The sequence below is a fragment of the Pseudomonas fluorescens genome (assembly GCF_001708445.1).
GTDB classification, from domain to species: domain Bacteria; phylum Pseudomonadota; class Gammaproteobacteria; order Pseudomonadales; family Pseudomonadaceae; genus Aquipseudomonas; species Aquipseudomonas gorinensis.
Genome location: NZ_CP015637.1, coordinates 4738669 through 4753313 on the forward strand (window position 1 = coordinate 4738669; position 14645 = coordinate 4753313).

At 60.7% G+C, this 14645-nt stretch carries 15 protein-coding genes; 13 read left to right on the top strand and 2 right to left on the bottom strand.

Annotated features, from left to right (window positions below; all coding sequences use genetic code 11):
• Nucleotides 1–59 precede the first annotated feature (59 nt).
• The 10 genes from A7317_RS21000 (at nt 60) to A7317_RS21040 (ending at nt 7663) form a co-directional block, all read left to right on the top strand.
• The gene (locus A7317_RS21000; RefSeq protein WP_024076929.1) at nt 60–1499 is read left to right on the top strand and encodes a PLP-dependent aminotransferase family protein; all 1440 of its coding nucleotides are present in this window, start codon (nt 60–62) and stop codon (nt 1497–1499) included.
• Nucleotides 1500–1602: 103 nt separating this feature from the next.
• Nucleotides 1603–2094 carry a translation initiation factor 2 gene (locus tag A7317_RS21005; protein ID WP_069076754.1) on the top strand — a complete coding sequence of 164 codons (492 nt, stop codon included), beginning with the start codon at nt 1603–1605 and terminating at the stop codon, nt 2092–2094.
• A 161-nt stretch (nt 2095–2255) separates the two neighbouring features.
• On the top strand, nt 2256–2510 hold the full coding sequence (locus tag A7317_RS21010) for a YkgJ family cysteine cluster protein (RefSeq protein ID WP_024076927.1): 255 nt from the start codon (nt 2256–2258) through the stop codon (nt 2508–2510).
• Nucleotides 2511–2550: 40 nt separating this feature from the next.
• Nucleotides 2551–3156, top strand: a complete 606-nt coding sequence (locus tag A7317_RS21015; RefSeq protein ID WP_024076926.1) for an START domain-containing protein — start codon at nt 2551–2553, stop codon at nt 3154–3156.
• A gap of 103 nt (nt 3157–3259) precedes the next feature.
• The gene (locus A7317_RS21020) at nt 3260–3496 is read left to right on the top strand and encodes a hypothetical protein (protein WP_041161285.1); all 237 of its coding nucleotides are present in this window, start codon (nt 3260–3262) and stop codon (nt 3494–3496) included.
• 230 nt (nt 3497–3726) lie between these two features.
• A complete protein-coding gene (locus tag A7317_RS21025; RefSeq protein WP_015885395.1) occupies nt 3727–4068 on the top strand; it encodes a ribonuclease E inhibitor RraB in 342 nt (113 codons plus the stop codon).
• Nucleotides 4069–4092: 24 nt separating this feature from the next.
• Nucleotides 4093–4428, top strand: a complete 336-nt coding sequence (locus A7317_RS30720; RefSeq protein WP_144113513.1) for a hypothetical protein — start codon at nt 4093–4095, stop codon at nt 4426–4428.
• Nucleotides 4429–4498: 70 nt separating this feature from the next.
• Nucleotides 4499–5908, top strand: coding sequence for a circularly permuted type 2 ATP-grasp protein (locus tag A7317_RS21030; protein WP_024076924.1), 1410 nt, complete (start codon nt 4499–4501; stop codon nt 5906–5908).
• A gap of 4 nt (nt 5909–5912) precedes the next feature.
• The gene (locus A7317_RS21035; RefSeq protein ID WP_010563770.1) at nt 5913–6863 is read left to right on the top strand and encodes an alpha-E domain-containing protein; all 951 of its coding nucleotides are present in this window, start codon (nt 5913–5915) and stop codon (nt 6861–6863) included.
• A complete protein-coding gene (locus A7317_RS21040) occupies nt 6860–7663 on the top strand; it encodes a transglutaminase family protein (protein WP_024076923.1) in 804 nt (267 codons plus the stop codon). The genes A7317_RS21035 and A7317_RS21040 overlap by 4 nt, the downstream gene beginning before the upstream one ends.
• A gap of 263 nt (nt 7664–7926) precedes the next feature.
• Here A7317_RS21040 and A7317_RS21045 read toward each other — a convergent pair whose 3' ends face one another.
• Nucleotides 7927–8733, bottom strand: a complete 807-nt coding sequence (locus A7317_RS21045) for a c-type cytochrome (RefSeq protein WP_024076922.1) — start codon at nt 8731–8733, stop codon at nt 7927–7929.
• Between the two features lie 637 nt (nt 8734–9370).
• On the opposite strand from A7317_RS21045, the gene A7317_RS21050 reads away from it, so the two are divergent.
• From A7317_RS21050 to A7317_RS21060, 3 genes are all read left to right on the top strand, one after another.
• A complete protein-coding gene (locus A7317_RS21050) occupies nt 9371–10576 on the top strand; it encodes an acetyl-CoA C-acetyltransferase (protein WP_024076920.1) in 1206 nt (401 codons plus the stop codon).
• Nucleotides 10577–10591: 15 nt separating this feature from the next.
• Nucleotides 10592–12739 (top strand): 3-hydroxyacyl-CoA dehydrogenase NAD-binding domain-containing protein, encoded by a 2148-nt coding sequence (locus tag A7317_RS21055; RefSeq protein ID WP_024076919.1) that lies wholly within the window; start codon nt 10592–10594, stop codon nt 12737–12739.
• 188 nt (nt 12740–12927) lie between these two features.
• Nucleotides 12928–13671, top strand: coding sequence for an amidotransferase (locus A7317_RS21060; RefSeq protein ID WP_024076918.1), 744 nt, complete (start codon nt 12928–12930; stop codon nt 13669–13671).
• Here A7317_RS21060 and A7317_RS21065 read toward each other — a convergent pair.
• On the bottom strand, nt 13649–14620 hold the full coding sequence (locus A7317_RS21065; RefSeq protein WP_041161284.1) for a magnesium and cobalt transport protein CorA: 972 nt from the start codon (nt 14618–14620) through the stop codon (nt 13649–13651). The two genes, A7317_RS21060 and A7317_RS21065, sit on opposite strands and share 23 nt — an antisense overlap.
• Nucleotides 14621–14645 lie beyond the last annotated feature (25 nt).

A 14645-nucleotide genomic window follows, 5' to 3' on the forward strand; every position in this document is an offset into this window, starting at 1 on the left:
AAACTGTGCCGGTATGTTTCACACAAAAATAAAATACCCGTGAAATCGAGTGCTGCGTCATGACCAATCTGTTGCTTTACCAACGTATCGCCCAGCAACTGGCTGAGGATATCCGGCGCGGTGTCTATCAGCCGGGCGAGCGCGTGCCTTCGGTGCGCAAGATGAGCTCCCAGTTGAATGTCAGCCACGCCACGGTGTTGCAGGCCTACGCCAACCTGGAAGACCAGGGGTTGATCCGCGCGCGCCCGCAGTCCGGGTATTACGTGCACCAGACGCCCGCGCTCACGGCGCCGACGCCGGATATCGCGCGGGTCGAGCGCCCGGGGCTGGTCACCCGTAGCAGCATCATCCAGCAGGTGTTGGTGGAGTCACGTCGCGAAGGCGTCTTCCCGCTGGGCGCCGCCGTGCCGAGTGTCGATTACCTGCCAGTGCGCGCGCTGCACCAGCAGTTGGCCAAGGTCACGCGCTTCCAGAGCCCTCGCGCGTTCAGCTATATGTTCAGCCCTGGTTTCGAACCGTTGCGTCGCCAGGTGGCGATCCGCATGCGCGATGCCGGCGTGGTGGTCGACCCGTCCGAAGTGGTGATCACCCACGGTTGCGTCGACGCGTTGCAGATGTCGTTGCGCGTGTTGACCCGTCCAGGCGACCTGATCGCCGCCGAATCGCCGACCTATTACGGCTTGTTGCAACTGGCCGACCTGCTCGGCCTCAAGGTTATCGAGATCCCCAGCGACCCGGCCACTGGCATGAGCCTGGAAGCCCTGCAACTGGCAGCCAACCAATGGTCGATCAAGGCCCTGGTGCTGACCACGCGCCTGAGCAACCCCCTGGGCGGCACCATGCCTGAGGAACGACAGAAACAGTTGCTGCGCCTGGCCTCGGATTTCGATATCCAGATCGTCGAGGACGATATCTACGGCGAGCTGATGTTCGAATTGGGGCGCACCAAGGCCCTGAAAGCCTATGACCGTCTGGATCGGGTGATCTACTGCTCGAGTTTTTCCAAGACCTTGTCCCCCGGTGTGCGCATCGGTTGGATGATCGCCGGCAAATACCAGCAGGAAATCCAGCGCCTGCAGATGTTCAGCACCCATTCGGCATGCAGTGTCACCCAGATGGGCGTCGCCGCGTACCTGGAGAACGGTGGCTACGACCGGCACCTTCGCTACATCCGTCAGGAATACCGCAAGAACCTCAGCGCTTTCCAGCTGGCGGTCCAGCAGTATTTCCCCGAAGGCACGCAGATGACCCGGCCTAACGGCGGTTTTATCCTGTGGGTCAGTTTGCCCGGGCGGGTCAATACCCAGGAACTGCATGTACGTGCCCTGCAACAGGGCATCAGCATCGCCCCGGGGCTGATCTTCAGTAACACCGAACAGTTCAACCACTGTATTCGCTTGAACTGCGGCACGCCGTGGAACCGTGAGGCAGAGCGCGCACTGATGACCCTGGGGATGTTGGCCAGCCAGTTGTGCCAGGAAACCGCAGCCGGTTTTTAGGCGCCCAAATGGGGCGGTACCGATCGCCGGCTGATCACCGCGCTTGTCATGCCGCGCACAACAAGCGAGCATATGGCCCTCTGCCGTTAATGCTGTTGGCGATATGACCTCTATTTTTCGTGCCGTTTTGGTGATTAGCCTCTTAAGCCTTGGCAACGTCGGCACTGTACTGGCGGCGACCCCTGTGCCGGGAGCCGCACCCGCAGTCAGCACCGAGCAGAAGACCCCTGCGAAAAAGCCGGCACCTGCGAAAAAAACCGCGCAGACCAAGAAGAAAGCGGCCACGACGAAAAAACGTGCGCCGGTCTCGAGCAAGTCCAAGTCGGCTCGCGAAGTGGCTCAGACCCAATTGCCACCGGCACAGTTGGACTTGTCCTTACCCTCGGACATGGTCAGGCACTTGCAGCCCATTGGCACCATGGCCCAGCCGAGGAACGTGCCTCTGCTGCCGCCGATGTTTGGCGAAAAGCCATCCGATAACAGTGCGTTCCAGATCAACGGCCGCTTGCTCAGCAATGAGATGAGGCTGCAACTGCGCAACGAAGAGCGCCGCGAAGTCGAAGGCGCCGCGCTGGATTTCGAGTTCAAGCAGTAGACTTTCCGTCAAAGGTGACTTCGTCACTCGACCATCTGTCGCAGACTGGTCGGTCACTTTTGTTTTCTGCGAAAAACCCCTGTTAGACCATTTTAAAACGGCTGTTTAAGGGCGTAATCTAGCCCGGCCATCCCTATTGAGTCGTCGAGGACCTGCTGGTCATGAAATGCCGTGAAGGCTGTGGCGCCTGTTGCATCGCCCCCTCCATCAGTTCACCGCTGCCAGGAATGCCCCACGGCAAACCCGCGGGCGAACGCTGCCTGCACCTGTCGGTCGAACAGCTATGCCTGCTGTTCGGCCGACCGGAGCGGCCGGCGGTGTGCAGTGATTTCAAGGCGGATATCGAGGTCTGCGGCACCGACCAGGCCGATGCGATCCGGTTGATCGGCTGGTGGGAGCAGATGACGGCGGCTTGATGGGCTTTACTATCGGAACTTCAACAATAAGGAATACACAATGGGTTCGCTGAAACGAATGGCTGTGTTGTGCGGTTTTACGGTGTTGTTTGCTGCTACTGCTCAAGCTGAGGATTGGCAGGTCGCCAAGGACGAAGACGGCATCAAGGTGTCGCTGAGCGAAATTGCCGGCTCCAAGTACAAGGCGTATCGCGGTGTGACCGTAGTCAAGGCGCCGGTGGCCAAGATCGTGGCATTGCAGGAAGACGTGGCTGGCGCCTGCAAATGGATTCATGAGTGCAAATCGCAAAAACTGCTCAAGAAGGAAGGCGACAAGAGCTGGACCTATACCCAGTTCAAGGCACCGTTCCCGGTGACCGACCGCGATTCCATTCTGGAAATCACCACCTCCACGGCCGCCGACGGTAGCGTGACCCGCAAGCTGCTGGAAGTGCCCACCTACCAGCCGGAAGTGAAGGGCTACGTACGCGTCGCCCAGGTGGAAGGCTACTGGAAGCTGGTGCCCAAAAACGCCAATGAAACCGAAGTCACCTACCAGGTGCACACCGAGCCAGGCGGCAGCGTGCCTTCGTGGCTGGCCAACAAGTTCGTGGTCGACGCCCCGTTCAACACCTTGAAAGCCCTCAAGGAACGCGCTGAGCAGTAAGCGCAGTTGATCCGGTGCCTCCGACCTTGAGTGGAACGTTTGCCAGGCCCTCAAGGTCCAGATAGAGGTAAGCCCACACATGGGTTTTATCGAGGAGGCACCGATGCAAAAGTGGCAGATTACTTTCGTTGATGATCACGGCGTGCAGTCCGTGGAGCAGTTCACCTGCGAACAGAAGCCCAGCCTCGAAGACGCTGCGCACATGATTCGTAACAAGCTGGTGCCAGTGGCTGCCGAATTGAACCTCAATGACCTGGAAGGTCGTAAACCCGAGCCCACGGTCAAGATCCTCAAAGACCAGAACAGTATCCAGATCCTCGACATCTCTCCTGCTGTCTGAACATTTCCTGTATGCCTTTCAAGCGCCTCTGGTGGAGGTGATAGCTTCGCGCTACTCTGCAAGCGAGATCAGCGAATGAATCGCTAAGGTCTGGTCTTGTCAGCTACATGCTTGTTTTCCAGCGGTGATGTCATTGCCCCAGGTGATGTGATTGCCGTAGCCCCGCGCCAGTAGGGCGCGGGCTTGGGGAAGCACGGAAAGTCTATCCATCGGTCTGAGGAGGACGTTTCATGAGCACAGCCTATCAAGAAGACATCAGCACCAACGTTCTGCGCCGTATGAAAGAAGGCGGGTTCGATTTTTCACGGTTCCACCCCATCGAGTTCTACGCCATTTTCCCGGATGAGGAGCGGGCGCGCAGGGCTGCGGGTGAATTTCGTGGCGAATCGCTGAATGCCCAGGTCAGCGCGCGCGACGATGGTGCCTGGTACTTGGAACTGAGCAAGATCATGTTTGCAACCTACGACGGCATAGGAGACTTCGAGCAGGACTTTGAGGCGGTGGTCGAGCCCTTGGGCGGGATCATCGAGGGATGGGGGGTCAAGCAGGAGGTGCGTGGCTTACCCATGTAAATTTTCATCATGTAGTCAGGTTTTATGAGCAGCGAAGTGTATCGGCTGACCTTTTGGGTCGGCCGATTTTGTTTGGGCGCCAATAAAACTATTCGGAACTTGCGCGTGTTTTTTGGGCACCAAAAAAAAGCCACCCGAGCAAGGTGGCCTAAAGGGAAGAGCGGTTCGCTGACGTGGCAGGACGCATCCTGTTCAGCCGATGGGGACGATTATCCGCAGGCTTGGCCGGGCAGTGAAATCAACTCTGGCTATGCTGTTGATAGTCAAAGCCCGCCTTGTGATGAAGCAATGGGCATGACGCCGGGCGTTCTGCGCACCAGGAAGGTGCGACATGGCGCTTCTATTAATTCAACGGCTTGATTTATAAGTGTTTATGCCGCTGGCACGGGCCTTGCGATGGTTCTTGCGTCCGGGTGACAAGGAGTTCGGCATGATCCGCACTTATTACGACGAAATGTACGATGGGGCAGGGCAGGTCCGCCCTCACTACCGCGAGTTCGCCCGTTGGTTGGCTGAAACCCCTGCTGAACTGCTGGCGCAGCGCCGGCGCGAAGCCGATTTGCTGTTTCACCGCGCCGGGATCACGTTCACCCTCTATGGGGACGAGCAGGGGACCGAGCGCCTGATCCCCTTCGACACCATTCCCCGCAGTATTCCCGCCAGTGAATGGCGGATTGTCGAACGTGGCTGTATTCAACGGGTCAAGGCGCTGAACATGTTTCTCGCCGACCTGTATCACGATCAACGCATCATCAAGGCCGGGATTATTCCCGCCGAACAAGTGCTGGCCAACGAGCAATACCAATTGGCCATGCAGGGCCTGGACCTGCATCGCGATCTGTATTCCCACATCTCTGGGGTCGACCTCGTACGCGATGGTGACGGCACCTACTACGTGCTTGAAGACAACCTGCGTACACCGAGCGGTGTCAGCTACATGCTCGAAGACCGCAAGATGATGATGCGCCTGTTCCCTGAACTGTTCGCCGCCCAGCGCATTGCGCCAATCGATCACTACCCCAACTTGCTGCTCGACACCCTGAAAAGCTCCAGCCCCCTGGATAACCCCAGTGTGGTGGTACTGACGCCTGGGCGCTTCAACAGCGCATTCTTCGAACATGCTTTCTTAGCCCGGGAAATGGGGGTGGAGCTGGTGGAGGGCGCCGACCTGTTCGTGCGCGATGACCGCGTGTTCATGCGCACCACCGACGGGCCCAAGGCGGTAGACGTGATCTATCGACGCCTCGATGATGCATTTCTCGACCCGCTGGCTTTCAACCCGGACTCCATGCTCGGCGTGCCCGGCCTGCTGGCGGCCTATCGTTCCGGCAATGTGGTGCTGGCGAATGCTATCGGCACCGGGGTAGCGGATGACAAGTCGGTGTACCCCTTCGTCACCGAGATGATCCGTTTTTACCTGGATGAAGAACCGATCCTGAAGAACGTTCCGACCTTTCAATGCCGCAAGCCCGACGAACTGTCCCACGTGCTGGCCAACCTGCCGGACCTGGTGGTCAAGGAAACCCAAGGCTCCGGCGGTTACGGCATGCTTGTCGGCCCGGCGTCCACGGCGGCGGAAATCGAAGCCTTCCGCGCGCGCATCAAGGCCAAGCCCCACGCCTATATCGCGCAACCGACCCTGTGTTTATCCACCTGCCCGACGTTTGTCGAAAACGGCATTGCGCCGCGCCATATCGACCTGCGCCCCTTCGTGCTCTCCGGCAAGGAGACCCGCGTAGTGCCCGGTGGCCTGACCCGCGTGGCCCTGCGCGAAGGGTCGCTGGTGGTCAATTCGTCCCAGGGCGGCGGCACCAAAGACACCTGGGTGGTTGAGGACTGATGCCATGTTGAGTAGAACTGCCTCGGATTTGTACTGGATGTCGCGCTACCTGGAGCGCGCGGAAAACCTCGCGCGCATGCTCGATGTCAGCTATTCGTTGTCGCTGATGCCCCAGGACGGGCGCGGCGACGGCTTGCATGAGTTGGCCATGCCGTTGTTGATCACCGGCACCTTGGACGATTACCACGAACGCCACGGCGAATTACACGCCGAGCGCCTGTTGCACTTCTTTGCCCTGGACGCCGCCAACCCGGCGAGCATCTACAGCTGCCTGGGCGCCGCGCGGGCCAGTGCCCATGCGGTGCGTGGGCGCATTACCGCCGACATGTGGGAAAACATCAACGCCACCTGGCTGGATATTCGCGATATCGCCCAGCAGGGCTTGAGCCGTTACGGCATGAGCCGGTTTTGTGAATGGGTCAAGGAGCGTTCCCATCTGTTCCGGGGCGCGACCTACGGCACCATCATGCGCAACGACGCTTTTCGCTTTATCCGGTTGGGCACCTTTATCGAACGCGCCGACAACACCCTGCGCCTGCTGGATGCGCGCTATGAAATGGCCGGCGACCAGGCCGAAGCAGTCACCGATGGCACGGCCCACGCGTACTACCAGTGGAGTGCCTTGCTGCGCGCATTGTCGTCGTTCGAGGCCTATACCGAGATCTACCGGGACGCCCCCGGCGCGCGCCAAGTGGCGGAGTTGTTGCTGCTGCGCGCCGATGTGCCGCGTTCACTGCGGGCCTGCAGCGAAGAGATCGACCAGATCCTTGCCAGCCTGCCCGGCCTCAATGGTCGCCCGGCCCAGCGGTTGGCCGCGGAGATGGACGCGCGCCTGCGCTTTACCGCCATCGATGAAATCCTCGAGGAAGGCCTGCACGCCTGGCTGACCGACTTTATCCCCTTGGTTCGCCAGTTGGGCGACGCCATCTACAGTTCTTACCTGGAGGCGGCATGAGACTCTCCATCAGTCACGAAACCACTTACCACTATGACGACCAGGTTCGCGCGAGCATCCAGTACCTGCGCCTTACGCCCCACGATAGCGAGCGCCAGCACGTACTCAGCTGGCAATTGGAATTGCCACGCCCGGTGCGTGCCCAGGTCGACCCGTTCGGCAATATCCTGCATGTGCTGACCCTGGACGAACCCCACGATGCCATCATCATTGGCGCCCGTGGCCAGGTGGATATCGACGAACTGCGCGAGGCCGAGCACGAAAGCCAATCGGCCTTTCCGTTCCTGCGCAGTACCCGCCTGACCGAACCCGACGACGCCCTGCGCCGCTTTGCCGAACAGCACTGCCACCAGCGTCGCGACCGCACGGCGCTGATCGACCTGATGCATGCGCTCAACCAGTCGATGGTCTATACGCCGGGCGCCACCGAAGTTGACACCAGCGCCGCCCAGGCCTTCGCGGGCCGGGCGGGCGTGTGCCAGGATCACACCCACGCGTTCCTGGCCTGCGCACGCAGCCTGGGGATTCCGGCGCGGTATGTGTCGGGGTATCTGTACACCGAAGACAGCACCCACCTGGCCAGCCACGCCTGGGCCGAAGCCTGGCTGGATGACGCCTGGTACAGCTTTGACGTGACCAACCAATTGGCCCGCCCCGAACGGCATTTGAAACTGGCCGTGGGCCTGGACTACCTCGACGCCTGCCCAGTGCGCGGCATGCGCCGTGGCGGTGGGCATGAGCAGATGCATGCCAAGGTGAGCGTGGCGCCGACGCCGGTGATCTCAGTCCAGCAGCAGTAGTCCGCTTCCACCGGTCTACCTCCTGTGGCGAGCAGGTTTGCCGTGGCAAGCAGGCACGTTGTGGCAAGTGGGCACGTTGTGGCGAGCGGGCTTGCCCCGCGTTGGGCTGCGAAGCAGCCCCAATAAAGCAGAATGCGGTGTATCAGATATGGCCGGGGTGGCTGGTTTTAGGGCTGCTGCGCAGCCCAACGCGGGGCAAGCCCGCTCGCCACAACAAGCTTGCTTGTCACAGCACATCCGCTGCCACAGAGATTAGGGTGGATTCAGGGTTGTTGCTTGCGCCCGGCCATATGCTTCAAATACCCCACCAGCAACGCCAGCTCGTTATCCGGCAACACACTGACGGCGAACGCTGGCATCTTTGCCTGCGGCCAGCGCCTCAGGCTCTGCGGGTCGCGGATATAGCGCTTGAGGAAATCGCCGCTGAAATACTCGGTGGGGTTGTAGGGGATATTCAGGTCCGGCCCTACCTGCGCATCGCCGCCACCATTGAGGCGGTGACAGGCCAGGCAGTTTTTCTGGAACAGCGCAAAGCCCTGGTTCACCGGGTCATCGGCCGCCAGTTTCGGGTCGGGTAACAGCGCAGGGAAGCGCTCGGCCACGGTCTTCAATTGCTTGATCGCGGAAACCTGGAACGGCCACTGTTCCGGGCTGATAGGCCCGGCCTGCGGGTCGGTCCACACCAGGTAAAACGGCCCGGCGCTGGGTTTGCCGTCGGCCAGCGCGGGCCATGGGTGAGCGGGGTCTTCCACCGCGAGCCAGGCGCGGGCGCCGCTTTTTTGCAACAACGGCGCGGCCGTCAGTTCAGCGGCGAATCCATCAAGGGCAACGGCTTGCAGATGGTTTTCCGGCTTGAGGCCCGGTAGGAGCGCCGCCAGCGGCACTGCGCGATAGGTCATGTTGCGTTTGTAGGACACGTCATCAACGATCTGCACCGTCTGCGCCTCGGGAAGCTTGAGCAGCTCGGCGGTCTGCCAGGTCCTGCTGGCGTGGTCCAGTTCAATGGTCAGTTGCGCGGCCGAGGCGGGCAGGGCCAGGAGCAGCGCGAGGAAGGCTAGCGACGGTTTCAAGAGAGAGGTCCGGACGAAAGGGGGATGGAACCTACGATAGCGCAAATGCGCACGCAAAACGGCAGCTCCTGGCAGGACCGCTATAAGCAATGTCCCGACAGGTGCTGCCAAAAACTGCAATCCTGATGTACAGAATGGGGCATGTGATTCGTCAGCCAATAACCTTGGTGAGGTTGGGCAGGATCAGAATCAGTGTGGTGGCGAACAGAATAAGTCCCGCCTGACGTACTTTCGTGTGCTTGAACATGGCTGACTGCCTTTTGTTGTTATTCCTGAGCGTCAAATGCGTGCCGGTGTAGGTCAGTATCGCAACGTGACGTGTCGCTTTTCTTACAGTTGCTCCAGCAAAACCCGGCAGCAACGTCTTACTGATTGAACCTTAGAGCCCTCGTTCTGCATGGCTTAGATCCATTTCATATCAGCTAATCGCAATTACTGATTAAAACGCTATGAGGCCTATCGCCATCTTGGCGCCAATGCCTTGGCTAGACCGCTAAAACGATTAATCAGGCGAATCCTGTAGCTCCCTACCGTTCGTCCGAGCGTGGGGGTCAAAACCTATGAGCGCATCCGTCATTGAAACCGTGTCAATCGGGCCTAAGGTAAGGGCACTACTGCGCAATGGTTCGAGGACGTCATGACCCAAGCTTTGATCTTTGATGCGATACGCACGCCCCGTGGCAAAGGCAAGGCCGAGGGTGCCCTGTACAGTGTCAAGCCGGTGAACCTGGTGGCGGGGTTACTCAAGGCGCTGGCCCGGCGCAGTGACCTCGACACGCATCAGGTCGATGACATCGTCCTCGGTTGCGTCACCCCGGTGGGCGACCAGGGCGCCGACATCGCCAAGACCGCCGCGCTCGTGGCCGACTGGGACATCAGCGTCGCCGGCGTGCAAATCAACCGCTTCTGCGCCTCGGGCCTGGAGGCGGTGAACCTCGGCGCGATGAAAGTGCGTTCCGGCTTTGAAGACCTGGTGGTGGTCGGCGGCGTCGAGTCCATGTCCCGCGTGCCCATGGGCAGTGACGGCGGCGCCTGGGTGCTCGACCCGCACACCAATATGCACTGTCACTTCACGCCCCAAGGCATTGGCGCGGATTTGATCGCCACCCTGGAAGGTTTCAGCCGTGAGGATGTCGACGCCTTCGCCCTGCACTCCCAGCAGAAAGCGGCCAGGGCGCGCGCAGACGGTTCCTTCAACAAATCGCTGATCGCGGTGCAGGACCAGAACGGCATTGTGTTGCTGGACCATGACGAGTTTATCCGTGGCGACTCCACCCTCGAGGGGCTGGGCAAACTCAAGCCCAGTTTCGAAATGATCGGGCAGATGGGGTTTGATGCCACCGCACTGCGGGTCTACAGCCACGTGGAGCGCATCCACCATGTGCACACCCCGGGCAACAGCTCCGGCATTGTCGACGGCGCCGCCTTGATGTTGATCGGTTCCGAGGCCAAGGGCCGTGAACTGGGCCTGCGGCCGCGGGCGCGCATCGTGGCGACGGCGGTCACCAGCACCGACCCGACGATCATGCTGACCGGCCCTGCACCGGCCACGCGCAAGGCCTTGGCCAAGGCAGGTTTGCGGGTCGAGGACATCGACCTGTTTGAGGTCAATGAAGCCTTCGCTTCGGTGGTGCTCAAGTTCATCAAGGACATGCGCATCGACGCCGCCCGGGTCAATGTCAACGGCGGGTCTATCGCCATGGGCCACCCGCTGGGCGCCACCGGCTGCGCGATCCTCGGCACCCTGCTCGACGAGCTGGAGGTGCGCCAGCAGCGTTACGGCCTGGCCACTCTGTGTGTCGGCGGTGGCATGGGCATCGCCACCATTATCGAACGCCTCTGAGCCCAAGGAATTGTCATGACCCAAGCTATCCGATACGAAAAAGGCCAGGACCAGATCGCGGTGCTCACCCTCGATATGCCCGGCCAGAGCGCCAACACCATGAACGCCGTGTACCGTGAGGCCATGGCAGCCACCGTTGCGCGCCTGGAAGCGGAAAAGCACACGCTTGCCGGCGTGATCGTCACGTCGGCGAAGAAGACATTCTTCGCCGGTGGCGACCTCAATGAACTGATCAAGGTCGACAAGGCCCACGCCAAGGATTTCTACGACAGCGTGCTGGTGTTGAAGGCGCAACTGCGCCGTCTGGAAACCCTCGGCAAACCCGTGGTGGCCGCGATCAACGGCGCGGCCCTTGGCGGTGGCTGGGAGATCTGCCTGGCCTGCCATCATCGGGTCGCGCTGGATAACCCGTCGGTGCAACTGGGGCTGCCGGAAGTCACCCTGGGCCTGTTGCCGGGCGGCGGCGGGGTGGTGCGCATGGTGCGCATGCTGGGGTTGGAAAAGGCCCTGCCGTATTTGCTCGAAGGCAAGAAAGTGCGGCCGCAACAGGCGCTGCAAGCCGGCTTGATCGATGAACTGGCGGCGGATCTCGATGAGCTGCTGGCCAAGTCCCGCGCCTGGATTCTCGCCAACCCTGAGGCGAAACAGCCTTGGGACACCAAGACTTTCCAGATCCCTGGTGGTACGCCGTCGAACCCGAAAGTCGCGCAAATGCTCGCCATCGCACCGTCGATCCTGCGCAGCAAAACCAACGGCTGCTTCCCGGCTCCGGAGAACATTCTCAGTGCCGCCGTGGAGGGTGCCCAGGTGGATTTCGACACCGCGCACCTGATCGAAACCCGCTACTTCACCGAGCTGGTCACCGGGCAAGTGGCGAAGAACATGATCGGCACCTTCTGGTTCCAGCTCAATGAAATCAACGCCGGCCGTTCGCGGCCCCAAGGGTTTGCCACCTATGTGACACGCAAGGTCGGCGTGCTTGGCGCCGGCATGATGGGGGCGGGGATCGCCTACGTCAGCGCCAGCGCAGGCATTGACGTGGTGCTCAAGGACATCAGCCTGGCCGCCGCCGAAAAGGGCAAGGCGCACACGGCTGCGTTGTTGGACAAGAAGGTCAGCCGTGGGCAATTGACCGCCGGGCAGCGGGAAAGCATCTTGGCGCGCATTCATCCAACCCAGGATGACGCCGACCTGGGCGGTTGCGACCTGATCATTGAAGCGGTGTTCGAAGACCGCGACCTCAAGGCCAAGGTCAGCGCCGCTGCGCACCGCGTGGTCGGCAGCGACGCGGTGATCGCTTCCAACACCTCGACCTTGCCCATCAGCGGCCTGGCCACGGCCGTGCCCGACCCAGGCAAGTTTATCGGCCTGCACTTCTTCAGCCCGGTGGACAAGATGCCGTTGGTGGAGATCATCAAGGGCGCCCATACCTCGGAAGAAACCCTGGCCCGTGGTTTCGACTTCGTCCTGCAAATCAAGAAAACCCCGATTGTGGTCAACGACAGCCGCGGCTTCTTCACCTCGCGGGTGTTCGGCACCTTTACCAACGAAGGCATCGCCATGCTCGGCGAAGGCGTGGCCGCGCCGATGATCGAGACCGAAGCGCGCAAGGCGGGCATGCCGGTGGGGCCACTGGCGGTGTCCGACGAGGTATCCCTCAGCCTGATGAGCCATATCCGACAGCAAACCGCCAAAGACCTGCAAGCCGAAGGTAAAACCGTGCCGACCCATCCGGCGACGGTGGTGATTGATCTGCTGGTCAACGAGTACAAACGCGGGGGCAAGGCGGCGGGGGGCGGTTTCTACGAGTACCCGGCGGGCGGGCAGAAGCATTTGTGGCCTGAGTTGAAGGCGCGCTTTGAGCGAGCCGACCAGCAGATTCCAGCGCAGGATGTGCGCGACCGTTTGCTGTTTATCCAGGCCATCGAGACCGTGCGATGCGTGGAGGAGGGCGTGTTGATGTCCACCGCGGACGCCAACGTGGGGTCAATCTTCGGGATTGGCTTTGCGGCGTGGAGCGGGGGCGCGTTGCAGTTTATCAATCAGTACGGCTTGAACGACTTCATCGCGCGGTCGCGCTACCTGGCCGAGCAATATGGTGAACGCTTTACGCCGCCGGCGTTGCTGCTGGAGAAAGCGGCGCGGGGTGAAGTATTTCGGTGATCAACCTGTGGGAGGGGGCTACACCCCGATAGCGGAGCATCAGTCACAGAATACAGTGGCTGGATCACCGCTGCCGGGAGCCAGCCCCTCTCCCACAAAGAGCATCCTGCGGGGCTTGCCTTGGAGGGGTATTTCAAGGCAGGCTCTTGGGGTGTTCAATATTCCCATCGCCGTGTCAGGTATTTTTTATGTCGCTACGCGTCTGCATCCTGGAAACCGATATCCTGCGTCCAGGCTTGATCGATCAGTACCAAGGTTACGGGCAGATGTTCAAGCGCCTGTTCTCCAAGCAGCCGATTCCCGCCGAATTTGTCGTGTACAACGTGGTGCAGGGTGAATACCCCTCGGACGACGAAGTGTTCGACGCCTACCTGGTGACCGGTAGCAAAGCCGACTCCTTCGGTACCGACCCTTGGATCCAGACCCTCAAGACCTACCTGCTCGAACGCTACCAGCGCGGCGACAAGTTGCTGGGCATCTGCTTCGGTCACCAATTGCTGGCGCTGCTGTTGGGCGGCAAGACCGAGCGCGCCGGCCAGGGCTGGGGCATGGGCATCCACGACTACAAGCTCGACGCCAAGGCCCCTTGGATGAGCCCGGAGGTGCCTGAACTGACGCTATTGATCAGCCATCAGGATCAGGTCACCACCTTGCCGGAAAATGCCACGGTCATTGCCTCCAGCGATTTTTGCCCGTTCGCCGCGTATCACATCGGCGACCAGGTGCTGTGCTTCCAGGGACACCCGGAATTTGTCCACGACTATTCCCGCGAACTGCTGGAGATACTTCAGACAACCTTGGGCGAAAAGGTCTACACCAACGGCGTGGCCAGCCTCGAACGCGACCACCACGGCGTCACCGTGGCGGAATGGATGATGCGCTTTGTGGCACACAAGCCCGAGGCCAAGGTCAAAGCCAGCCCGAGCGCTTGAAGCTGGCCCACAGTCCGGTACAGCCTAAAGCGATGAACCCCAACACCCCGAAATAGCCGTAGTGCCACTGCAGCTCGGGCATGTTCTGGAAGTTCATCCCATAGATCCCCGCGACCGCCGTGGGGAACGCCAGGATCGCTGCCCACGCGGCGAACTTGCGTTGCACCACACTCTGGCGCGACGCTTCCAGCAACACCCCGATCTCGATGGTCTGGCTGGCAATGTCGCGCAGGGTGGTGAGGTCTTCCATCTGCCGCGTCACGTGGATCTGCACGTCACGGAAATACGGGCGCATGTTCTTGTCGATAAACGGGAAGCTCAACTTCTGCAATTCCTGGCTGATCTCCACCATCGGCGCCACATAGCGCTTGAGCCGCAACACATCACGACGCAGGCCGTGAAGGTTCTGGATATCGCGCTCACTCAGCGAGCTGCACAGCACGTTGCGCTCCAGCTCATCGATCTCGGCGTGGATCGCCTCGCTCACTGGCTGGTAGTTTTCGGTGACGAAATCCAGCAGGGCATAGAGGACAAAATCCTCCCCATGCTCCAGCAATAACGGCCGCGCCTCACAGCGTTGGCGCACAAAACCGTAGGACGCTGAATGGCCGTTGCGCGCCGTGATGATGTAGCCGTTGCCGGCGAAGATATGGGTCTCGATAAACACCAGCTTGCCGTTCTCGCGCACCGGTGAGTAAGTGACGATAAACAGCGCGTCGCCAAACGTTTCCAGCTTCGGGCGGCTGTGTTTTTCCAGGGCGTCTTCGATGGCCAGCTCATGCAGGTTGAACTGGCGTTGCAGGTTGGCCAGCTCCTGGGCGTTGGGTTCTTCCAGGCCGATCCACACAAAGTGACCGGGTTTGGCGGCCCAGGCCGCGCCTTCGTCAAGGGTTATATCAGTAACTTTCTTTCCGGCGCTGTACACAGCGGCCGCAACAACTCTACCCATGATGCTGATCACTTCTTATTAGGAG

What these genes read in the sequence shown, in the direction of transcription:
- A7317_RS21000 (WP_024076929.1), top strand. Translation starts at nt 60, where the DNA reads ATGACCAATCTGTTGCTTTACCAACGTATCGCCCAGCAACTGGCTGAG.
- A7317_RS21005 (WP_069076754.1), top strand. Translation starts at nt 1,603, where the DNA reads ATGACCTCTATTTTTCGTGCCGTTTTGGTGATTAGCCTCTTAAGCCTT.
- A7317_RS21010 (WP_024076927.1), top strand. Translation starts at nt 2,256, where the DNA reads ATGAAATGCCGTGAAGGCTGTGGCGCCTGTTGCATCGCCCCCTCCATC.
- A7317_RS21015 (WP_024076926.1), top strand. Translation starts at nt 2,551, where the DNA reads ATGGGTTCGCTGAAACGAATGGCTGTGTTGTGCGGTTTTACGGTGTTG.
- A7317_RS21020 (WP_041161285.1), top strand. Translation starts at nt 3,260, where the DNA reads ATGCAAAAGTGGCAGATTACTTTCGTTGATGATCACGGCGTGCAGTCC.
- A7317_RS21025 (WP_015885395.1), top strand. Translation starts at nt 3,727, where the DNA reads ATGAGCACAGCCTATCAAGAAGACATCAGCACCAACGTTCTGCGCCGT.
- A7317_RS30720 (WP_144113513.1), top strand. Translation starts at nt 4,093, where the DNA reads ATGAGCAGCGAAGTGTATCGGCTGACCTTTTGGGTCGGCCGATTTTGT.
- A7317_RS21030 (WP_024076924.1), top strand. Translation starts at nt 4,499, where the DNA reads ATGATCCGCACTTATTACGACGAAATGTACGATGGGGCAGGGCAGGTC.
- A7317_RS21035 (WP_010563770.1), top strand. Translation starts at nt 5,913, where the DNA reads ATGTTGAGTAGAACTGCCTCGGATTTGTACTGGATGTCGCGCTACCTG.
- A7317_RS21040 (WP_024076923.1), top strand. Translation starts at nt 6,860, where the DNA reads ATGAGACTCTCCATCAGTCACGAAACCACTTACCACTATGACGACCAG.
- A7317_RS21050 (WP_024076920.1), top strand. Translation starts at nt 9,371, where the DNA reads ATGACCCAAGCTTTGATCTTTGATGCGATACGCACGCCCCGTGGCAAA.
- A7317_RS21055 (WP_024076919.1), top strand. Translation starts at nt 10,592, where the DNA reads ATGACCCAAGCTATCCGATACGAAAAAGGCCAGGACCAGATCGCGGTG.
- A7317_RS21060 (WP_024076918.1), top strand. Translation starts at nt 12,928, where the DNA reads ATGTCGCTACGCGTCTGCATCCTGGAAACCGATATCCTGCGTCCAGGC.
- A7317_RS21065 (WP_041161284.1), bottom strand. Translation starts at nt 14,620, where the DNA reads ATGGGTAGAGTTGTTGCGGCCGCTGTGTACAGCGCCGGAAAGAAAGTT.